The 19,792-nt window shown below is 71.9% G+C and carries 17 protein-coding genes and 1 CRISPR repeat array; of the genes, 12 read left to right on the forward strand and 5 right to left on the reverse strand.

All coding sequences use genetic code 11. The features are described from left to right. Window positions 1–536 precede the first annotated feature (536 nt). From casA to ACGFWJ_RS19985, 8 genes are all read left to right on the forward strand, one after another. Window positions 537–5,174: a type I-E CRISPR-associated protein Cse1/CasA gene (casA, locus tag ACGFWJ_RS19950; RefSeq protein WP_392951207.1), complete on the forward strand. Its 4,638-nt coding sequence runs from the start codon at window positions 537–539 to the stop codon at window positions 5,172–5,174. After that, the gene (gene casB / locus ACGFWJ_RS19955) at window positions 5,171–5,959 is read left to right on the forward strand and encodes a type I-E CRISPR-associated protein Cse2/CasB (RefSeq protein WP_392951210.1); all 789 of its coding nucleotides are present in this window, start codon (window positions 5,171–5,173) and stop codon (window positions 5,957–5,959) included. Before casA ends, casB begins: the two co-directional genes overlap by 4 nt. 78 nt (window positions 5,960–6,037) lie before the next feature. Continuing rightward, window positions 6,038–7,198 (forward strand): type I-E CRISPR-associated protein Cas7/Cse4/CasC, encoded by a 1,161-nt coding sequence (gene cas7e / locus ACGFWJ_RS19960; protein ID WP_392951553.1) that lies wholly within the window; start codon window positions 6,038–6,040, stop codon window positions 7,196–7,198. Then, window positions 7,195–8,004, forward strand: coding sequence for a type I-E CRISPR-associated protein Cas5/CasD (cas5e, locus tag ACGFWJ_RS19965; RefSeq protein ID WP_392951213.1), 810 nt, complete (start codon window positions 7,195–7,197; stop codon window positions 8,002–8,004). The genes cas7e and cas5e overlap by 4 nt, the downstream gene beginning before the upstream one ends. After that, window positions 8,001–8,657 (forward strand): type I-E CRISPR-associated protein Cas6/Cse3/CasE, encoded by a 657-nt coding sequence (gene cas6e, locus ACGFWJ_RS19970; protein WP_392951216.1) that lies wholly within the window; start codon window positions 8,001–8,003, stop codon window positions 8,655–8,657. The genes cas5e and cas6e overlap by 4 nt, the downstream gene beginning before the upstream one ends. A gap of 68 nt (window positions 8,658–8,725) precedes the next feature. Further along, window positions 8,726–9,649, forward strand: coding sequence for a type I-E CRISPR-associated endonuclease Cas1e (gene cas1e / locus ACGFWJ_RS19975; RefSeq protein ID WP_392951555.1), 924 nt, complete (start codon window positions 8,726–8,728; stop codon window positions 9,647–9,649). A 28-nt stretch (window positions 9,650–9,677) separates the two neighbouring features. Beyond that, window positions 9,678–9,998: a type I-E CRISPR-associated endoribonuclease Cas2e gene (gene cas2e, locus ACGFWJ_RS19980; RefSeq protein WP_392951219.1), complete on the forward strand. Its 321-nt coding sequence runs from the start codon at window positions 9,678–9,680 to the stop codon at window positions 9,996–9,998. Between the two features lie 21 nt (window positions 9,999–10,019). Beyond that, a CRISPR array of direct repeats spans window positions 10,020–11,023; the repeat unit is 29 nt; unit sequence GTCCTCCCCGCGCGAGCGGGGGTCAGCCG. 407 nt (window positions 11,024–11,430) lie between these two features. Beyond that, complete coding sequence (locus tag ACGFWJ_RS19985; RefSeq protein WP_392951222.1) at window positions 11,431–11,790, forward strand: hypothetical protein; 360 nt, start codon at window positions 11,431–11,433, stop codon at window positions 11,788–11,790. Between the two features lie 349 nt (window positions 11,791–12,139). Here ACGFWJ_RS19985 and ACGFWJ_RS19990 read toward each other — a convergent pair whose 3' ends face one another. Beyond that, window positions 12,140–12,949, reverse strand: coding sequence for an exodeoxyribonuclease III (locus ACGFWJ_RS19990; protein WP_392951225.1), 810 nt, complete (start codon window positions 12,947–12,949; stop codon window positions 12,140–12,142). 210 nt (window positions 12,950–13,159) lie between these two features. Here ACGFWJ_RS19990 and ACGFWJ_RS19995 point away from each other — a divergent pair, with 210 nt between their 5' ends. Continuing rightward, a complete protein-coding gene (locus ACGFWJ_RS19995; RefSeq protein WP_392951228.1) occupies window positions 13,160–13,936 on the forward strand; it encodes a GntR family transcriptional regulator in 777 nt (258 codons plus the stop codon). A gap of 180 nt (window positions 13,937–14,116) precedes the next feature. Here ACGFWJ_RS19995 and ACGFWJ_RS20000 read toward each other — a convergent pair whose 3' ends face one another. Next, a complete protein-coding gene (locus tag ACGFWJ_RS20000; RefSeq protein WP_392951231.1) occupies window positions 14,117–15,268 on the reverse strand; it encodes an ROK family protein in 1,152 nt (383 codons plus the stop codon). Window positions 15,269–15,647: 379 nt separating this feature from the next. On the opposite strand from ACGFWJ_RS20000, the gene ACGFWJ_RS20005 reads away from it, so the two are divergent. Next, complete coding sequence (locus ACGFWJ_RS20005; RefSeq protein ID WP_392951234.1) at window positions 15,648–16,343, forward strand: class I SAM-dependent methyltransferase; 696 nt, start codon at window positions 15,648–15,650, stop codon at window positions 16,341–16,343. A 170-nt stretch (window positions 16,344–16,513) separates the two neighbouring features. Here the strand turns inward: ACGFWJ_RS20005 and ACGFWJ_RS20010 are convergent, their stop codons facing one another. Further along, window positions 16,514–17,161 carry a hypothetical protein gene (locus tag ACGFWJ_RS20010; RefSeq protein ID WP_392951237.1) on the reverse strand — a complete coding sequence of 216 codons (648 nt, stop codon included), beginning with the start codon at window positions 17,159–17,161 and terminating at the stop codon, window positions 16,514–16,516. Window positions 17,162–17,304: 143 nt separating this feature from the next. Here ACGFWJ_RS20010 and ACGFWJ_RS20015 point away from each other — a divergent pair, with 143 nt between their 5' ends. Then, entirely contained in the window at window positions 17,305–17,727 is a 423-nt protein-coding gene (locus tag ACGFWJ_RS20015) for a GNAT family N-acetyltransferase (RefSeq protein WP_392951240.1), read from the forward strand. Window positions 17,728–17,749: 22 nt separating this feature from the next. On the opposite strand, the gene ACGFWJ_RS20020 is transcribed toward ACGFWJ_RS20015, so the two are convergent. Both ACGFWJ_RS20020 and ACGFWJ_RS20025 read right to left on the reverse strand, forming a co-directional pair. Then, complete coding sequence (locus ACGFWJ_RS20020; protein ID WP_392951243.1) at window positions 17,750–18,535, reverse strand: SDR family oxidoreductase; 786 nt, start codon at window positions 18,533–18,535, stop codon at window positions 17,750–17,752. A 129-nt stretch (window positions 18,536–18,664) separates the two neighbouring features. Then, the gene (locus ACGFWJ_RS20025) at window positions 18,665–19,249 is read right to left on the reverse strand and encodes a TetR/AcrR family transcriptional regulator (RefSeq protein WP_392951246.1); all 585 of its coding nucleotides are present in this window, start codon (window positions 19,247–19,249) and stop codon (window positions 18,665–18,667) included. Between the two features lie 156 nt (window positions 19,250–19,405). Between ACGFWJ_RS20025 and ACGFWJ_RS20030 the strand changes: the two genes are divergently transcribed. Then, complete coding sequence (locus tag ACGFWJ_RS20030) at window positions 19,406–19,783, forward strand: nuclear transport factor 2 family protein (protein WP_387640928.1); 378 nt, start codon at window positions 19,406–19,408, stop codon at window positions 19,781–19,783. The last annotated feature ends 9 nt before the right edge of the window (window positions 19,784–19,792 follow it).

Raw genomic sequence — 19,792 nt, forward strand, 5'->3', positions numbered from 1 at the left:
CGGCAGGCTCATCTGGTGGGCGGTTGGGCGAGGGTCAACCGGAGGTTACGGCACGAAGGCCTCGACTCGCGGGCCGTAAATCATATTTCCGAGCTTGCATCTGCAAAAAGGGGCGGATGTTCGAATTTGGCCGATCCGTGTTGGCCTGGAGCAATTCTGCGCCCCGGATGGGAGATTGCGCATGGAGGCCAACCTCCGACCGAATGGTGCCGCGCGGAGATCGCGCCCCTGATGGCCCTCGGGATAGTCACCCTCCCGTTAAGGCGCTCACGTTGACGGTGGCATGGAAGCCCAAGCCCGAAGAAGGTGTCAGATCCCCGGAACTGGCGGCTGATCATCGGATTTTTCGCGCGCCGCGCGGCATCACGGGGGGGCAAATGCAGCCCGCAGCTGTTTTCAGTAGACCTTGGCGGACATTGAGAGAATTCTAACTGTAGCCATGCAAGTTTGATTTGTTTTGATCAGCTTTGACAATTTATGATCGATTTCTATGAGTGGCTCGCGGTTTGTCAGTGGGGGCTGATACCTCCTTCGGCATGAGCAATGAGTTCGAGGCCCGCCCGTTCTGCGGTATCGACATTTTGTTGTGGGGGAAGGAAGACGGGCTGGATAAGGCGTATCCGCTGATCTGCCACCTTCTCGACACCGCCGCGGTGGCCGGCGCGCTGTGGGATGCGGTGCTGGGGGCTCCGCTGCGGGTTCGTCTGGCCGAGGAGCTGGGGGTCGAGGAGGCCGAGGCGCGCCGGTTGGTGATGGTGTGGGCGGGGTTGCACGACATGGGGAAGATCAGCCCGTCATTCCAGGCGCTGGTCGAGGAGGAGTTCGCGAAGCTGGCATCCGACCCCCGCTATGCGGAGGCCTCGAGCCCGGCGTCTGTGCGGCACGAGGCGGCGACGCACTGGGGCTTGGTGGAGCTGCTGCAGGGGTGGGGTTACCCGGCAGAGGGGCGTCGGGTGCGGTCGTGGCCGGCGCACCAGGTCGCGCAGCTGCTCGGTGGTCATCACGGCTGCTTCGAGCGGGCGCTGCAGCGCAAGGAGCTGGATCACCCGTCGGCGTACCTGCCCGGGCTGGGGACGGCGGAGCGGTGGGCGGAGCAGCGGGCGGCGCACGCGGAGGCGGTGCGGGGGATCGTCGGTGGTGGTGCGATGCCGGTGGCGGGGCTGTCGGGGTGGGCGGCGGTGGTGGTGCTGGGTCTGGTGGTGGTGGCGGACTGGTTGGTGAGCCAGGTCGAGGTGATCGAGGGTCGGACTCCGGTTGAGGGGTGGGTGGCGGACGAGGGGGCGTTGCGGGCGCACTTCGACGTGGCGGTTTCCGGTGCAAAGGGGTGGGTGGCGGAGGCCGGTCTGGGGCAGGCGGTATTCCCCGCTCGGGCGATCGAGGAGATGTTCGACTTCGAGAAGGCGAATCCTTTGCAGCAGAGTTTGGCGAGGGAGTTGCCGGCTCTGGTGTCGGGGCCGGGCCTGGTGCTGGTGACGGCGCCGACGGGTGACGGTAAGAGCGAGGCGGCGTTGTTCGCGGCGTCGGTGCTGGCGAGGGCGTCGGGGGCCGGGGGGCTGTACTTCGCGCTGCCGACGATGGCGACGGCGGATGCGATGTTCGGGCGGGTGCGGGATTTCGCGGACAGGAATCTCGAGGGTGATCGGGGGTTGATGCCGGTGCACGGGATGGCGCGCCTCAGCCCGCTGTTCAAGCCGGCGCAGGAGTCGGGGGAGGGCGAGGAGGAGGTTCGGGAGAGCAGGGGGATCTCCTCGCAGGAGGGCACGTCGACGGAGGCCGCGCAGTGGTTGTGGGCGGGGCGGCGGGGGTTGTTGGCGCCGTTGGCGGTGGGGACGGTGGACCAGGCGCTGACGGGTGTTCTGCCGGTGCGGTACGGGTTTCTGCGGCTGTTCGGGTTGGCGAACAAGGTGGTGGTGGTGGATGAGGCGCATGCGTACGGGCCGTGGATGCAAAGCCTGTTGGTGCGGTTGCTGGAGTGGTTGGGGGCGTTGGGGGCGCCGGTGGTGCTGCTGTCGGCGACGTTGACGGGGCGAGCGGCGTCGTCGTTGGTGGAGGCGTACCGGCGCGGGGCGGGGTTCGAGGACCGGGCGGTGGTCGAGCCGTCCTACCCGGGCTGGTTGTTCGTGGACGCGGCCACGGGTCGGGTGAGCGAGCCGCGGGCGGTGGACAGTGACCGGGCGCGGGAGCTGGTGGTGGAGCGGCGGCCGGTGCGGTGGGACGTGCACGAGGATGGCGCGCCGGCGGCGGGGTCGCGGCGGGCGGCGTTGGTGGAGCTGGTGGCGCCGGTGGTGGACGGCGGCGGGTGCGTGCTGGTGTGCTGCACGACCGTCGAGGAGGCGCAGCGGACGCTCTTGTTCCTGCGGGAGGAGTTTCCCGGGTTGGTGGGGCGTGCGGGGGGTCTGCGGCTGCTGCACTCGCGGTTTCCGGCGCTGGTCCGGGAGCGGATTTCGGGGGAGTGCGAGGAGGCGTTCGGGAAGGGGAGCGGTGGGGGGGTGAGGGCGGGTTCGGTGTTGGTGGCGACGCAGGTGGTGGAGCAGTCGCTGGATCTGGACTTCGACCTGGTGGTGTCGGATCTGGCGCCGCTGGCGCAGTTGCTGCAGCGGGCGGGGCGCGGGTGGCGGCACAAGCGCGGTGAGCGGCCGGGGTGGGCTGGCGGGAAGCTGCGGCTGGTGGTGCTGGAGCCGGTGGGGGATCACGGTGGGGTGCGGGTGCCGGGGTCGTGGGGGTCGGTGTACGACGCGTCGTTGCTGGTGCGGACGAGCACGCTGCTGGCGGGTTTGGGCGGGCGGGCGGTGGCGGTGCCGGGGGATGTGCAGGGGCTGGTCGATGCGGTGTACGAGGAGGACTTCGGGCGGCGGTTGGAGGAGTCGGCGCGGCGGGAGTTCGAGCGGTGGGACGTGCGGCGCGAGGCGGGGGAGTTGGCGGAGGCGCAGCTCGCGGAGCTGGTGCGGATTCCGGCGCCGGGGGATGTGGACGGTGACTGGTCGGTGCTGACGGATGCTCCCGAGGGGGTGTCGGAGGAGTTGCTGGCGACGCGGTTGGGAGCTGAGACGGCGCGGGTGGTGTTCGTGTATGCGCGGTCGGGGGGTGGGGTGAGTCTGGATCGCGAGGGTCGGTTGCGGGTGCCGGGCTGGTCGCGGGGCCGGGGCGTTGGGCGGGCGGATGCGGTCGAGGTGCTGCGGCATTCGGTGCCGCTGCCGGCGGGCTGGGTGGCGGGGGAGTCGGAGGGCGACAGGCTCGCGGGGCCGTGGGCGAGGACGGCGATGCTCAACGACCTGCGGGTGGTGGTGCTGCGCGAGGACCGCGAGGGCCGGTGGATCGGCCGGGTCGGGGGTCAGGAACTGCAGCTGTCCGATGTCGGGGTGACGCGGGGCTGGACGGTCGACGAGCCGCTACGGCGGGCCGCAGCGACCTTGCCGCGGATGGCTGCCGTGGCAGCTCCGCGTACGGCCGGGGAGCGGCCGCAAGCTGCTGCTGCGGCGGCGTCCCGGGACGGCGCCGCAGGACCAGAAGCACAGGAGGAGCGCGCGGCATCGCGGCGGGAGCCGGTGGTCGGCGAGAAGAAGAGGAAGGAGAGGGCTGTGACGGTGCCCGAGGCGCCAGCGGTGTTCAACCTGGTCGACGAGCCGTGGATCCCGGTGCGGTGGCTTCCAGGCCTGCCGCCGCTCGCGGAGGGCGGGGAGCGTCCCGCTGCGGTGGGTCTGCGGCGGCTGCTGGTGGACGCGCACGAGATCGAGGAGATCGCCGTCGGCCTGCCGCCGGCTCTCGCCGGACTGTACCGGGTGCTGGCGGCGATCACGGCGCGGGTGACGGGACTGGACGAGCGCGGGCCGGGGCTGTGGGGGGTCCGGCGCGAGCGGGTCCAGGACGGGGGGCGGTTCGATGTGGAGGCCGTCGGCGCGTATCTCGACCGGTACTGGCACCGGTTCGACGTGTTCGATGAGGTGCGGCCGTTCCTGCAGGACCCGCGGCTGGCGCAGCAGTGCGACGCGTCGAACACGGCGGGGGTGGACAAGCTGGTGACGACCAGGCCGTCGGGCAACAACCACGCCTGGTTCGAGCATGTGGCGGCGGGCGCGCCGGTGCTGCCGGAGACGGCGGAGGCGGTGCTGCACCTGCTGGTGTGGCAGTACTTCGGGGCGTCGGGCCGGTGTTCGAGCCGGACGGTGGGCGCGGTGAAGGCCGCAGACGCGAAGGCCGGGCCGCTGCGCAGCACCCTGTCGTACCACCCGCAGGGGGCGAGCCTGTTCGAGACGCTGCTGGCGAATCTGGTGGAGCCGGGCGGGCAGGTGCGGCGGGAGGAGGACCTGTGTCCGTGGGAGCAGGCGGAGTTGAGCGACCCGCTGGGGGTGCCGGCACGGGTGCAGGGGCCGTGTTCGTCGTTGACGGGGCGCTCGCAGCATGCGCTGCTGCTGGTGCCGGACGGGGACGGGCGGCGGGTGCGGGATGCGTTCATCACGTGGGCGTGGCGGGAGAAGGTTGCGCGGGAGGGCGATCCGTATCTGATCTGGCAGCTCTCCAAGGAGGGGAACTCCTATCCGCGGCCGGCGGATTCGGGCAGGGCGTTGTGGCGGGATGTGGACGCGCTGCTGCTGAGTGAGCTGCCGGGGGAGAGCCGGCCGCGGCGGCCGGAGGTGTTCCGGACGGCGCCGGAGGTCTCGGAGTGGCTGCGGGTGCGGGCGCTGGGGTTCGAGCAGGACGGCCAGGCGAAGGACGTCCAGTTCGTCGACGCCTCGACGCCGCCCGTGTTGGGGCTGTCGGAGCGCCGGGCACCGGACTCCGCCGCGCTGGTGAGCAAGTTGCGGGCGGTCGGAGAGATGTACGGGCGGCGGCTGGAGTTGGCGGTGAAGAAGGCGTGGCAGCAGTTCACCGACGCCCCGAAGCTGAAGGACTGCGCGTGGGCGGTGGACGCGGGTGCTCGGTACTGGCCGGCCGCGGAAGCGGAGTTCTGGGACCGGTTCGGGAGGCGGGACTTCGAGGGCGCGGGCGTGGTGTTCCGGCGGCTGGCGGAGGAGGCGTTCGAGGCGGTGACCGCGCGGGCGGTGGTGTCGGTGCGGGGCGCGCGGGCCTGTGAGGCGGCGCGGATCGAGTTGTACGGCGGCCGGCGCAAGAGCATCCCGGCCCCGGCGGCGGGCGGCTCTGCCCGTCGGGGTGCGAGCAAGGAGGTGGCGAGGTGAGCGAAGCGGTGAGGGTGGTCGAGCAGGAACTGCTGGTGACGCCAGCGGGGGGCGGCGTTCCCGCGCAGCGGGGCAGTCGCCGGCAGAGGGGGCCGGAGGCGGCGTTCACGGCGTGGGTGGAGCAGCGGTGTGCGGCGGATCCGGGGGTGCGGTCGGCGCTGCGGCGCGGTGCGGGCAAGGGCCTGGACCGGGTGCCGTCGATGCACCGGTTCGTGGCGCGCTGGCTTCCGGACGGTGCCGGGGACGACGTGCACCGGGCGTACTACACGATGGCGGCGATGATCGCCGCGCAGCGGCGCAGCCAGTACACGGTGCCCGCGGGCGCAGAGGGCGAGGTCGTGGAGGCCAGGGCGGTCGGGGCGGCCGAGGCGGTCGAGGCGGTGCGGGACGCCGAGGGTGCGCCGCAGGGTGCCGCCGTGGCGGGGCCGGAGGACGGGGTGCCGGAAGCGCGATGGCGCCCCCGGCAGAGTCTGGGTCGGTCGTTCGCGCAGGCGGTCGCGTCCGGAGGGCTGCGGGAGAGTTCGGCGGAGACGCGGTTGAACCTGCTGTCGCGGCAGAGCGTGGACGGCCTGCACCGGCACCTTCCGGGGGCGGTGCGGCAGTTGCGGGAGGCCGGCGCGCCGGTGGACTGGGCGCTTCTGCTGCGGGACCTGGCCGGCTGGCGCCAGTACGGGGGCGAGGTGAAGCGGCGCTGGCTGCAGGACTTCTACCGCGAGCGGCACCGGTCGGGTGTGCGGGCGGCGCGGGAGGCGGACAACGCGGAAAACGTCGGCGGCGACAAGTAGCGGGTGCAGGGCTGGGTGCCGCCCGCCGGCGACACCCAACCGATGCAGGTTCATGAAAACGACTTGAGGGAGAAGAGCATGGTGGCGAAGTCGAACACGGGCGCGCGGTTCGTGGACGTGCACGTGGTGCAGAGCGTGCCGTTCGCGAACCTGAACCGGGACGACAACAACTCGGTGAAGACGGTCGCCTACGGCGGAACCGAACGGACACGTGTCAGCAGCCAGTCGTGGAAGCGCGCGGCCCGCACCTACTTCCAGGAGCAGATGGGCGACGCGGCGCTGCGTACGCGGCGGATCGGCGAGCGGGTGGCGCGGCTGCTGGAGGAGGAACGCGCCTGGCCGGGCGCCCTGGCGGCGCGGGCGGGACAGCACGTGGCGGCGGGCAGCAGCATCAAGTTCGAGGTCGACGGCGACAGCGCGGCGGTGACGACGAACGCGATGGTGTACGTGCCGGGCAGCGCGGTCGCCGAACTCGCCGATCTCGCGGAGGAGTTCCGGGCCGGGCTGGAGGCGGCGAAGGACATCAAGAAGACGAGCGACAAGAGCGTCCTGCCCAAGGGCCGGGTGGATGCGGTGCTGCGTTCGCGCAACGGGGTGATCAACCTGTTCGGGCGGATGCTGGCGGAGGTCGACGACGCCGGAGTGGACGGGGCGGTCCAGGTCGCACACGCGCTGACCACTCACGGCACCGACATCGAGCTGGACTACTTCTCGGCCGTCGACGACGTGACCGACTTCTGGAACGACACCACGGGCAGTGCGCACATGGGGCACGCCGAGTTCTCTGCCGGCGTGTTCTACCGCTTCGCGACGATCGACCTGCAGGAGCTCGCGGGCAACCTCGGCGGCGACCTGGCCGCCGCCAGGGAGTTGGCGGCCGGCTTCGTGGAGGCGTTCGTCCTGTCGCTGCCGCAGGCGAAGAAGACCGCGACCGCGCCGCACACCATCCCCGACCTGGTGCACATTGCGGTGCGCTCGGACCGGCCGCTGTCGTTCGCCGCCGCGTTCGAGGAGCCGGTGCGCGCCGGCCAGGAGGGCGGCTACTCGGCGCCCTCCCGCAACGCGCTGGCCGAGTACGCGGCGGCCGCGAACACGCTGCTCGGCAACCGCGGCATCGTCGCGTCCGGCTGGGCCGGCATCGACCCGAAGAGCCCGATGGAACTGGGCGAGCGCGCCGCATCGTTCCCCGCGCTGATCGACACCGCCATCGCCGCTGCCTACCCGCAGGCGGACCGGTGAGCGGTGAGGCGGGCCTGCTGCTGAGGCTGGCCGGCCCGCTGCAGTCCTGGGGCGAGCGCAGCAAGTTCAACGAACGCGACACCGCGCCCTTCCCCACCCGCTCCGGAGTGATCGGCCTGCTCGCCTGCGCGCTCGGCCGCCGCCGCGGCGAGGACATCGGCGACCTGGCCCGGCTGTCGCTGACGGTGCGCGCCGACCGACCGGGGGTGCGGCTGCGCGACCTGCACACCGTCGGCGGCGGCCTGCCCGCCCGGCACACGGTGACCACCGCGGAGGGCAAGAAGCGCCCTGCGGCCGCGGCGACGCTGCTCTCCCACCGCTACTACCTCGCGGACGCAGTGTTCACCGCGGCGCTCACCGGCCCCGGCGATGTGCTGGAAGCGTGCGCCGCCGCGCTGCGCGAGCCGTTCTGGCCGCCGTACCTGGGCCGACGCTCCTGCCCGCCCGAAGGGCCAGTGCTACTGGGTGAGTTCGACGACGTCCAGCAGCACCTGCTGGAGCTGCCGCTGGCCCGCCTCCGTCAGGGAATGATGGGCACGGTGCCGGTGGTCTTCCACGGCGATCGGCCCCTCACTCACCTGGCAACGGTGAGCGAGGGCCCCGACGGCAGCGACCCGGTGGGACAGGTCAACGACGACCCGCTGTCCTTCCACCCCCAGCGCCGCGCCCACCAGAGCCGCGCCCGCTACCAGCGCACCCTGCACCTGCCCGCCGACCGCTGTCAGGGCCTGGGCACCGACTACCTCAAGGCCCTCGCCGCCCACTTCGCCCCCCGCCCGCCCCGTCCCGAAGGCTCGCCGGCATGACCTTGTGGCTGACCCGCATCATCCCCGACCAGCGCCACCGCGACGTCCACCGCGACAGCGCCGACGCCGTCAACCTCCACCACAGGATCATGTCGCTGTTCCCCGACGACATCCCCAGCACCGAACCCCGCCGTCACCTCGGCATCCTCTTCCGCACCGAGACCAGCCGCGACGGCGACCGGATCCTGTTGCAGAGCAACCGGGAGCCCGACCTCACCCAACTCCCCGCCGGCTACGGCCCCGCCGCCGCCAAACCCCTCACCCCGCTCCTCGATGCCCTGCGCAAAGGCCTGCTCGTGCGCTACCGCATCGCCGCCAACGCCGTTCGCAAGCCCGGCGCCACCACCCGCGCCCTCTACAGCCTCCCCGAAGTCGTCCCCCTCAACGGCCCTCACGCCGACGAATGGTGGACCCGCCAGGCCGAAGCCGCCGGCCTCGCCCTCACCACCCTGCACTCGACCCCCCTGGACACCGCCGTCGGCAACCGCCGCCAGAACAACCAGCGCGTCCAACACGCCCGCACCCTCTTCGAAGGCACCGCCTGCATCGCCGACCCCGACCTCCTGCGCACCCGCATCCACGAAGGCATCGGCCGCGGCAAGGCCTACGGCTGCGGCATGCTCAGCATCGCCCCCCGCAGGGAAGCCCCATGACACCCCCACGTCCACGCGCCGGCACATCGGCCGGCGCCCGGCGCAAACTTGCCGCACCCACCGTGGCGATGCTGCCCCGCATCGCCGACTCCCTCTCCTTCCTCTACCTCGACCTCGTTCGAATCGTCCAGGACGACACCGGCGTCTGCGTCGAGATCAACACCGCCCAGCGCGGCACCGAGACCGTCTACCTCCCCACCGCCGCCCTCAGCTGCGTCCTGCTCGGACCCGGCACCTCCATCACCGCCCGCGCCCTGGCCACCCTCGCCCGCCACGGCACCACCGTCGTCATCGCCGGATCCGGCGGCGTCCGCTGCTACGCCGCCGCCCTCCCCGAATCCCTCAGCACCACCTGGCTCGAACGCCAAGTCCGCGCCTGGGCCGACGACCGCCGACGCCTCGACATCGCCGTCGCCATGTACCGCCAACGCTTCGGCGACACCGACCTGCCCACCGACATCAACCTCGACAAACTCCGCGGCATGGAAGGCCAACGCGTCAAGGCCCACTACCGCCTCCTCGCCCAGCAACACCGCATCGGACGCTTCCGCCGCAACTACGACCCCGACTCCTGGGACACCCAAGACCCCGTCAACCTGGCCCTGTCCGCCGCCAACACCTGCCTCTACGGCATCGTCCACGCCGCGATCCTCGCCCTCGGCTGCTCACCCGCCCTCGGCTTCGTTCACAGCGGCAACCAGCAGGCCTTCGTCTACGACATCGCCGACCTCTACAAGGCCGAGCTGACCATCCCTATGGCCTTCTCCCTCCACTCCTCCACCGAACCGGAAGCCGAAGCCCGCCGCGGCTTCCGGGAAGGGCTTCGCCTCTTCAAACTCCTGCCCAGGGTCGTCACCGACGTCCAACGCCTGCTCGCGCCCGACACCGACATCGCCGTCCCGGACCCGGACGAGCAACTCGTCGACCTCTGGGACCCGGTGGTCGGAACAGTCCCCGGCGGCGTCAACTACTGCACGGGAGAAGCTCTGTGAACTGTCCACAGATCGGTAGGGAGCCGCTGTGGCGTCCCTGACCGTCCTGTCGATGACCGCCGTCCCGGACCACCTCCGCGGGGCCCTGACGCGATGGCTGCTGGAAGTCACACCCCAGCTGTACGTCGGCACCATCTCCGCCAAGGTCCGGGAAGAACTCTGGACATCCGTCAGCCACTGCATCGCGGACGGAGTCGCCGTGCTCGTCCACCCCACCGACAACGAGCAGGGCTTCACGCTGCGAACAGCAGGCCCCCAACGACGCCAGCCCGTCGACTTCGACGGACTGCTGCTCATCGCCCAAGCGCGGGCCGCGCCAGCAAAAGGTCAAGAACTCGCAAAGGCGTAGAGAAAGCGCAGGTCAAAAAGGGTCCTCCCCGCGCGAGCGGGGGTCAGCCGTGCGGGCTCGGCCCGCGGTTTCGGGGAGTCGAGTCCTCCCCGCGCGAGCGGGGGTCAGCCGGTGCGGTGCCGGATCACGCGGAGGCCGAACATGTCCTCCCCGCGCGAGCGGGGGTCAGCCGCTCCAGTACGACGATCTCGTTTACGGCTTCCGGTCCTCCCCGCGCGAGCGGGGGTCAGCCGGCGAGGGGGTGACGCGCGTGGCGGGCGAACTCGTCCTCCCCGCGCGAGCGGGGGTCAGCCGTGCAACGGGAAGGGTCACGGCGTCGATTTCAAGTCCTCCCCGCGCGAGCGGGGGTCAGCCGCATTCTCTCGGGCGTCGAAGCCATGAATCCTCGTCCTCCCCGCGCGAGCGGGGGTCAGCCGGACATTGGCACGGTGATACGCCGGAACGACTCGTCCTCCCCGCGCGAGCGGGGGTCAGCCGGTTGCCTCAGTTTTCGGACAGATCAGGTGATGGTCCTCCCCGCGCGAGCGGGGGTCAGCCGATGAGCTTGCGCGGGCACTCCTCGTCGGGCCGGTCCTCCCCGCGCGAGCGGGGGTCAGCCGTTATGTCCTGTCGTTACGACAGCACGGGGCGCGTCCTCCCCGCGCGAGCGGGGGTCAGCCGGCCAACGTGGAGAGGGCGTATCGCGAACTCGCGTCCTCCCCGCGCGAGCGGGGGTCAGCCGTCAACATGGCCGAACTCCGCGGCACGGTCTCCGTCCTCCCCGCGCGAGCGGGGGTCAGCCGACCTGGTCGAGGGCCGCCGCGGCGCCTGGACCGTCCTCCCCGCGCGAGCGGGGGTCAGCCGCGGGCCACAGCGCGCGGCGCGGAGCCGTGCGCGTCCTCCCCGCGCGAGCGGGGTCAGCCGAACACGGCCGAGCCAGTCGCCGTGCCAGCCGGGTCCTCCCCGCGCGAGCGGGGGTCAGCCGGCGGCTAGTCGTACATGGCAGGCAGCGGCACGGTCCTCCCCGCGCGAGCGGGGGTCAGCCGCTGTCCTCGTGCGGGTAGACGACCAGGGCCTCGTCGAGCAGCCGTTGCGGATGGCAAAGGTCGCCTTCAACACGGCGGTGGTGCGCACCGAAGTGCGCCGCGGGCCCGTTGCCCGTGCCAAGGTCTCACCGTCACCTGGCTCGACGGCAACGGCCACCTGCCCCGCTTCGCCCGCCTCCTCCGCCGCCGCCGAACCACCATCACCGCCCCCCGCGAACTGACCGGAGCGCCAACCGCCACGCGGCCTCGGCCGGCGCACCCGGCGAACACCGGCCCGAGGACTGAGCGCTCGTCGCCCCGTCCCGGCCCCGCTCGCGCGGCCGGGGCGCGGACCGTGGAGGGGCGCGGGGACAGCGACTGCAGCGACCGAGATTGGAGAGTGTGGTGTGGAGGTGCCGCCCGCGCGGGTGACCGCCATCGACGATGGCGACCTGGACGTGTTGGACGGCGAACTGCTCGACGACGAGCCGGACCGGCAGCTTGCGCTGCTGGGCGACGAGGACCTGTCCGAGGACGCCGCCGCCGACATGGCCGGAGCCCGACCGGAGCGCACCTCGAAGACTTACGACGAGCAGTGGACGTACTTCCTGCGGTGGTGCGCGGCGAACCGGCGCCGCCCGGGCCCGAAGACGGCCGGGCTGAGCAACGACGGAAGAAGTATGGCGGGACGGCTACGGTCGGCTCGCTACACCCTGTCCCGGGTCACGTCCGCCAGGGAGTGGTGTATCGACGGCCACTCGATGATCCGGTTTGAGGTCACGAGGTGAGTGCGGTCTTGGTGCTCTCGTCTCCCTCTATTGCGTGAGGAGACAGCGGTGGAGTATCGCGGAACGGAATCAGTGGCGGTCGGCGCACTTCATTGCTCTGCTCGGCGAGGACCGCGCCGCTCTGCGCAGTGGGGGCGGTGTCGGGTGCCTGGACCGAGGCAGGCTCATCCGACTTTTTACAGAGCGAGTCGTTTCCTCGACCGGCGTTCGGCCTCTCCACCCCACACGGCGCGACCTCCTCCGTGTGGGGTGGGGTGCATCGATGGGCGGCTGAACGCCCTGGTTCTCCGTCGAGAAGAGCTGGCTGTGGCCGAGGGGCCTCACGGGCGCTCGCCATCTGCCGTCAGCGCTACAGGAGTTGGCCGATGTCGAAGACCGCTGTGACGGGCGCGTGGTCGGACCAGCGCTCGGCGTGGGAGGCGGCGCGTTCGACGTACGCCTCGGTGCAGGTGGCAGCGAGTCCCTGACTGGCCATCAAGTAATCGATCCTCCAGCCCGAGTCGTTGTCGAAGGCGCGGCCCCGGTAGGACCACCAGGAGTAGGGGCCCTCCTGGTCGGGGTGGTGCTGGCGCAGGACGTCGACGTAGCCGTGGTCGTCGAGGACGCGGGAGAACCAGGCGCGTTCCTCGGGGAGGAAGCCGGCCTTCTTCTGGTTGGCCTTCCAGTTGCGGAGGTCGGCCTCGCGGTGGGCGATGTTCCAGTCGCCGCAGACCAGGACCTCGCGGCCCTCGGCGGCGGCGCGCTCGCGGAGGGTGCCGAGGTGGACGAGGAACTCGGCCATGAAGCGTTCCTTCTCGTCCTGCCGCTCGGTGCCGACCTCGCCGGAGGGGAGGTAGAGGGAGGCGACGGTCAGGCCGGGGAGGTCGAGTTCGGCGTAGCGGCCGGAGGTGTCGAACTCGGCGGAGCCGAAGCCGATGCGGGTGGCGTCGGGTTCGCGGCGGGACAGGACGGCGACTCCGGCGCGGCCCTTCGCCGCGGCCGGCGCCCAGACCGCGTGCCAGCCGTCGAGCCGGGCCAGCACCTCGCCGAACTGCTCGGTCTCGGCGCGGACCTCCTGCAGGCAGACCACCTCGGACTTGGTGTCGTCGATCCACTCCAGGAAGCCCTTCTTGGCGGCTGCCCGGATCCCGTTGACGTTGACCGTGGAAACACTCTTCACCCGGCGAGGGTACCGGGTTGCGGTTGCGTACCGGTTCGCCGTGCCCGGCAGGAACCCTTCCCATTGGTCTTGACCATGTCCACGGGCACCCCCTACTGTCACTTACTGCAAAGACCTTTAATAAAGAAGGACGGATAAAGCCCGCCCTCCCCACCTGCCAGAACCGGGGAGCAGTGGCGGGCCCCGACGGCCTTCAGGGTGGAGGACACGGTGGGGCAAGGAACGCTTCCGGCGGTTGCGGAGCCGAAGTACTGGCACCTGCGCTCGGTGCTGCTGCGCACCATGGACGCCGAGTTCTCCACCGGCCAGGTCATGCCCAACGAGCGTGAGCTCTCGGCCCGTTTCGGTGTGGCCCGCGCCACCCTGCGGCAGGCGCTCGACCAGCTGGAGCTGGAGGGCCGGCTGGTGCGCCGTCGCGGCATCGGCACGCTCGTCGCCGCCCCGCGCATCGGCATCCCGGTCGGCGACCGCGAGTCCGGCCGGGCCGGGTCCGCGCGCGGCCAGGAGTGGAAGGTCGTCGACTGCACCACCGCCGCCGCCCCCGCCGCGCTGGCCCGCACGCTCGGCATCGCCGAGGGCGAGCAGGTGCACACGGTGCGCCGGCTGCGGATCGTGCAGGGCGTGACGGTCGCCGCCGAGTCGCTGCACGTGCCGGCCGCCGGGCTGCCGCGGCTGGCCGTGGTGGTGGACGCGAACGACCGTGCCCGCGGCGTGCTGCGCCAGCTGGAGCGCCTGGGCGTCGACAACGAGTCCCGCTCGGTGGAGCTGGGCGTGGCGGAGACCGCAGAGGCCGCGCTGCTGGAGCGCCCCCCGGGCACCCCGGTGCTGGTGGTCACCACCCAGTACGCGGCGGCGGGCCGGCCGGCGGCCGTCGGTGTCTCCACCTACCGGGCCGACACCTGCAAGCTGACCTTCGGCGAATTCGGCGCGGCCGTCCAGGTCGCCACCCCGGCTGCCGCCAACGTCGCGGCCACCGCCGCGTCCTGACGAGCCGCAGGCAAAAGTTTGACCGGTGCCACCCCTGTTTGCCGAATCGGACCGGTGAACAGGGGTGGCACAGCCATGAGTTGGGCCGATCGAGAACCGGTGCACACCTGAGCCCGCGACCGGTTCGGCGGCGACCGGGAGCTGCGCCGCCTGCCGTGGGACGGCCTTGCCTGGACGGCCTTACCGGGACGGCGGATCGACCGCGAACAGCTGTTCCTCGACGTGGTCGAGGGCGATTCGCAGTGCGCCCATCGCCACCACCTCGGAGCCGAGTGCGGCGAGGGCGACTTCGGGCGCGCGCAGGGTGTAGCGGGAGAGCTGTTCGCGCAGCGGTTCCAGGACGCCGTCCAGGCCGGCCGCCCAGCCGCCGACCACCACGAGTTCGGGGTCGAGGGCGAGGACGAGTGCGGTGACGTCGTGCACCAGGCGGCCGAGGAAGCGGTCCATGGCGACCTGGGCGACCTGGTCGCCCTCCCGGGCCAGTCGGAGGACGCGGGCCACCGCGGCCTCGTCCAGCGGGTCGAGGGGCTGGCCGGTGGTGGAGAGCAGGCGTTCGGGGGTGGCCTGCCGGCCGAGCAGGTGTAGCGCGCCGATCTCGCCGGCCGCGCCGCCGAAACCGCGGTGCAGCCGGCCGCCGATCAGTGAGCCGGCGCCGGGGCTGAGGCCGGCCATCACGAACACCACGTCGCCCTTGCCGACGGCGGCGCCCTTCCAGTGTTCGGCGATGGCGGCGAGGTTGGCGTCGTTCTCGATCACCACGGGGCAGCGGAACGAGCGGCGCAGCCGGGCGCCGAGGTCGAGGCCGGTCCAGCCGGGCATCGCGGTGCCGAGCCGGATGACGCCTTCGCGGTCGACGATGCCGGGGGTGCCGACGACGACCTCCCACAGGCTGTCCCGGGAGACACCGGCCTTCTTCAGGACCTCGGCGACGGTGGTGCGGAGCTGGCTGAGCCGCTCCTCGGCCTCCATCGACTCGTCCACCGGCTTGGCGAAGCTGGTGATCACCTCGCCGGCCAGGTCGGCGAGGACCACCCGCAGGTCGTGGACGCCGATCTCGATGCCGAGGACGTGCCCGGCCTCGGCGCGGAACCGGAACCAGCGGGCCGGGCGGCCGCGTTGGCGGCCGGACTCCTGGACGTGGTCGACCTCGGCGACGAGTCCGGACTCCAGCAGTCCTTCGATGACGCCCTCGACGGTGGGTCTGGACAGGCCGGTGTCGCCCACGAGTTGGGTGAGCGTGACGGCCTGTCCGGCGCGCAACGACCGCAGGGTGACCGCGGCGTTGATCCGCCGCAGCAGTGAGGAGTCGCCGCCGGTGAGCCGATCCGTCAAGTCGCTGCCCTTCCGCTTCGCGCGACTGCCCTGGCGCGCGGTGCCGTGAACGCGGATCGCGGCGCACCGGCGTGTGGTGCCGGGCGCGCCCCCGCGCAAGCCGCCGCCCCTGGCCAGGCACAACGCGTGTGCCGTGAGTGCCGGGGCGTCTGCCCGGATCGTACTCGGGCACCCTCTGCGGAGCGAGCGTTTCCGCAGCTCATCATGGCTTCGGTATCGAAACGGTACGTGGTCTGTGATCAGTCGGTGATCGTGCGGCGGCATCCCGGTGGTTGTGTGGTGGCGTCCCGGTGATCGTGTGGTGGCGGATTCGGGTTGCGCGGTGGTGGCGGATCCGGGTTGCGCGGTGGTGGCGATCATTGCCCCTAGGCTGTGCGCCATGGGGAACGACACCACCACGCTGCGGAGTGCCGCGGACCGTCATGTCTCGTCCGCCGACACGGAGTTCGTGCGCGCCCACACCAGGCCCGGGCCGGTGCCGTTCGTGCCCGAGGTGCGGCTGCACATGGCGCAGGACGCGATCGCGCTGTGGGAGATCACCGAGCGGGAGCGCGGCGAGATCGGACTGCCGCCGCCGTTCTGGGCGTTCCCGTGGGCGGGCGGCGTCGCGGTGGCCCGGCACGTGCTGGACCGGCCCGAACTGGTCGCCGGGCGCACCGTGCTGGACCTGGCGGCGGGCTCCGGCCTGGTCGGCGTCGCGGCGGCGCTGAGCGGCGCGGCGCAGGTGCGGGCGGCGGAGATCGACGCGTACGCGGTGGCCGCGATCGCCGTGAACGCGGCGGACAACGGCGTCACGGTGACGGCCGAGTTGGCGGACGTGCTGGACGGTGACGGTGACGGCTGCCAGGTGGTGCTGGCCGGCGACGTGTTCTACGAGCGGGCGATGGCGGCGCGCTTCCTGCCGTTCCTGGAGCGTGCCGCCGCCCGGGGCGCGACCGTGGTGGTCGGCGACCCGGGCCGCGCCTACCTGCCGCGCGAACGCTTCACCGCGCTCGCCGAGTACGCCGTCCCGGTCGCCGCGGACCTGGAGGACGCGGCCGTGAAGACCACCACGGTCTGGGCGCTGCGCGGCTGACGCATCGTCAATTCCGCTCCGCCGGAAGGTTGGGCGAGCCCGAGGGGACGGGTGGTGTACGGAGAGGACGGGTGGTGTGCGGCGAGGACGGGACGGGCGGCGGGTAGCAGTCCATGCCCGACCGGGTCGGAGTCGGTGTGGGGGTGGAGTGTGCGTGGGGTGTTCGGACGTCAGCTGGTGGACGGCGCGGGAGTCCGGCTGGGTGTCGCGGTCGGGGTCAGGTAGCACGGACTGGCCGACGGGGTCGGGGTGTCGACGGCCGGGAGCGGGATGCAGGTGTTCCGCGGCTGCCCCGAACCCCACAGCTCCAACGAGCTGATCCGGTACGGCCCCTGCTGGTACCAGCCGTGGAAGTACACCATCAGCGTGCGGGTGTCCGGCCCGGTGGTGACCGTCCCCGTCAGCTCGTTCCAGTCGTTCTGGTTCGACCACAGCGCGATGTCCGTGGTGCCGGAACCGGTGACGCCCGCGAACACGAACGGCCCGGTGACCCGGGCGCTCAGCCGGTACGTGGAGTTCGGCTCGACCGTGACGCGCTGGGTGCAGCCCGCGTAACTGCTGTCGGTCGGATGCCCCTCCAGCGTGCCGAACGCGTCGGACGGCGGCAGCACCAGGCCGCTCTCGCAGCTCCACGCCAGCATCCGATTGCCCTGGTTGAAGTGCCCGTTGTCGACGACGTCGACGGTCGGCAGCGCCGCCGACGCGGGCGAGTCGAGGCCGAGGCCCAGGCCGGCGCCGGCCAGCGCGAGGGCGGCGGCCGCGAGGGCGATCGGCAGGCCGTCGCGGCGGTGGTGACGGGAGGTTCTTTGCGCACGCATGCCATCTCCGAGGTGGGGAGGATCGGGACGGGAAGCGGTGCGAGGGAGTGGCCCACACCTTGCTGGCGCGGGGCCGGTGCCGTCAAGAGCGGGACCGTAAATGGCTGGTGGCGCGGGCATCGCCGCTGGTAGGAAGAGGCGCCATGAGCGAGTACGAACTGCGGGCCGCGCTGCCCGCCGACATCGACGCGGTGCTGGCCTTCTGGGTCGAGGCCGCCGAGGGCACCAGCATCAGCGACGACCGGGCGGGCGTGGCAAGGCTGTTGGAGCGCGACCCGCAGGCGCTGATCCTGGCGGTGGCGGAGGGCGCGATCCTGGGTACGGTGATCGCGGGCTTCGACGGCTGGCGCTGCCACCTCTACCGGCTGGCCGTCCACCCGTCGGCCCGCCGCCGCGGCATCGGCGGCGCGCTGCTGGACGCCGCGCACGCCCGCTTCGAGGCGCTGGGCGGGCGGCGGGCCGACGCGATGGTGCTGGAGCACAACGAACTCGGGCAGTCGGCCTGGCAGGCGGCCGGGTACGGGCGCGAGGAGCGGTGGCGCCGGTGGACCCGGCCGCTGGGCTGAGCCGTCGTCAATTTGGCTTGCTTCAGGCGGACTTGAGGGTGCCGCCGTCGACGACCAGGTCGGCGCCGTGGATGTTTCCGGCCCGGTCGGAGAGGGCGAAGACGACCAGGTCGGCGACCTCCTGCGGAGTGGAGAGCCGGCCGGACGCGGTGCCTGCCTGGGTGGGCAGTCCGTCCAGCAGGGCATCGAGGGGGACGCCCATGGCATCGGCCATCCGGCCGCCGTAGCCGCCGGCGGAGGTCCACTGGTCGGTGGAAGTCGGGCCGGGCGAAACGGTGTTGACGCGCACCCCGCGCGGCGCGAGTTCCTCGCTGAGGCGCTTGCCGAACTGGGTGAGTGCCGCCTTGGCCTCCGCGTACCCCACCGGGGAGCCGGTGGGGATGCGGGAGTTGATCGAGGACACGTTGACGATCGCGCCGCGCCGCTCCAGCAGGCTGGGCAGCGCGGCCCGGGTGGTGCGCACCGCCGACATCACGTTCAGGTCGAACAGCGACTGCCACTGCTCGTCCGCGACGTCTAGCACGCCGCCCAGGGTGAACGTGGAGGCGTCGCCCGCGCCCACGTTGTTGACCAGCAGATCGATGCCGCCGAGCGCCGCCAGCGCCTGCTCGACCGCGCTCTCCGCGCCCTGGCGGGTGCTCAGGTCGGCCGTCGCGACGGTGGCGACCTCCGCCAACTCCTTTGTGGCGGTGCGGGTTGCGCCCACCACCTTCACTCCCTCGGCGGCGAGCGCGCGGGCGACGGCGAGGCCGATGCCGCGTCCCGCGCCGGTGACCAGGGCGGTGCGGCCGTTGAGTCCGAGATCCATGGTTCCTCGTTTTCGGTCGATATTCTTGAACTTGAGGTCAAATATTTGGGCATGCGAAACCGCGCGGGCGGCGCGGTCGATGCTTCTTCGGCGTCCGGCTTTCAGTGTCCGGGTTTCAGTGTCCGGGTTTCAGTGTTCGAAGACGGTGGCGACGGTGGTGTCGACGACCTCGAGGACCGCCTCGCGGTCGTAGGCCCGGGCCATCACCCGCAGTCCCGCGAGTGCGGTCATCAGGAACCTGGCCTGCGCGCCCGCGTCCACCGAGCTCGGGACGTCGCCCTCCAGCTTGCCCCGCTCGATGCGCGCGGCCAGCAGGCCGGCGCTGCGGTCGGTCATTCGGCGCACCGCGAGTGCGGCGTCCGCGTCCCGTCCGCCAAGCTCCAGCGCGGTGTTGACGGCGAGGCAGCCGCGACGCACCGGGCCGTCGAAGTCCGCGTCCACCAGCATCGCCAGGAAGGCCCGGATGCACTCCTTCGTGGTGCCCGGCCCCGCCAGGAACTCCTCGGCCAGCTCGGCGCCGCCCCGGTCGTACGCGTCCAGCGCCCGCCCGAAGAGTTCCCGCTTGGAGCCGAAGGCGTGGTAGAGGCTGCCCTTGCCGATGCCCGCCGCCTCGGCGAGTTCGGCCGGGGAGGAGCCGGCGTAGCCGTTCGTCCAGAACACCTCCATCGCCTGCGCGATCGCGGTGCCCTCGTCGAACTGCTTCGGTCGTCCCATGACCTGACGGTACGACATATTTGACCTTGGGGTCAATAACTTGTGGGCCGCGGCCGCGGCTTGTTCCACCCACCCGTCGGCGTCCTGCACGTCGATCGCTCCGAAGTCCCCCGCCGGAGTGCCGACATGGACCGGGCCGGCTGGTATTACTGGGACATGCAGGAAGAAACCGCACGCTCCGCGATCGACACGTTCATCTCCGCGTTCAACGCCTCGGACGACAGCTATGTGACTGCCCTGCTCTCCCAGGCCCTGACCTCGGACGTGGTCTTCTGGGGGCCGTTGGGCCGCAGCGAAGGAATCGCGGCGGTCGAGCGGTTCGTGCTGGACATCCGACGCCACCCGGCGGGGACCGGCACGATGACGCGCTGCTCAGCAGTGGACATGCCCGACGAATGGGCCCGGTACCAGTGGGTGTTCACCATGCCGGACGGAGGCCCCCGCCTGGCGGGAACGGACGTCGTCCATCTACGACGGAGCCTCATCGACCAGGTCATCGTCTTCGCGGGCGAGATCGAGCCGTTCGCCTCCTGAGTCGTCCAC

Source organism: Kitasatospora sp. NPDC048407, assembly GCF_043200475.1.
In the GTDB taxonomy this organism is placed as follows: domain Bacteria; phylum Actinomycetota; class Actinomycetes; order Streptomycetales; family Streptomycetaceae; genus Kitasatospora.

Excerpts from the sequence above, each read along its gene's own strand:
- casA (WP_392951207.1), top strand. The coding sequence starts at position 537 with ATGAGCAATGAGTTCGAGGCCCGCCCGTTCTGCGGTATCGACATTTTG.
- cas7e (WP_392951553.1), top strand. The coding sequence starts at position 6,038 with ATGGTGGCGAAGTCGAACACGGGCGCGCGGTTCGTGGACGTGCACGTG.
- cas6e (WP_392951216.1), top strand. The coding sequence starts at position 8,001 with ATGACCTTGTGGCTGACCCGCATCATCCCCGACCAGCGCCACCGCGAC.
- cas1e (WP_392951555.1), top strand. The coding sequence starts at position 8,726 with ATGCTGCCCCGCATCGCCGACTCCCTCTCCTTCCTCTACCTCGACCTC.
- ACGFWJ_RS20005 (WP_392951234.1), top strand. The coding sequence starts at position 15,648 with ATGGGGAACGACACCACCACGCTGCGGAGTGCCGCGGACCGTCATGTC.
- ACGFWJ_RS20010 (WP_392951237.1), bottom strand. The coding sequence starts at position 17,161 with ATGCGTGCGCAAAGAACCTCCCGTCACCACCGCCGCGACGGCCTGCCG.
- ACGFWJ_RS20015 (WP_392951240.1), top strand. The coding sequence starts at position 17,305 with ATGAGCGAGTACGAACTGCGGGCCGCGCTGCCCGCCGACATCGACGCG.
- ACGFWJ_RS20020 (WP_392951243.1), bottom strand. The coding sequence starts at position 18,535 with ATGGATCTCGGACTCAACGGCCGCACCGCCCTGGTCACCGGCGCGGGA.
- ACGFWJ_RS20025 (WP_392951246.1), bottom strand. The coding sequence starts at position 19,249 with ATGGGACGACCGAAGCAGTTCGACGAGGGCACCGCGATCGCGCAGGCG.
- ACGFWJ_RS20030 (WP_387640928.1), top strand. The coding sequence starts at position 19,406 with ATGCAGGAAGAAACCGCACGCTCCGCGATCGACACGTTCATCTCCGCG.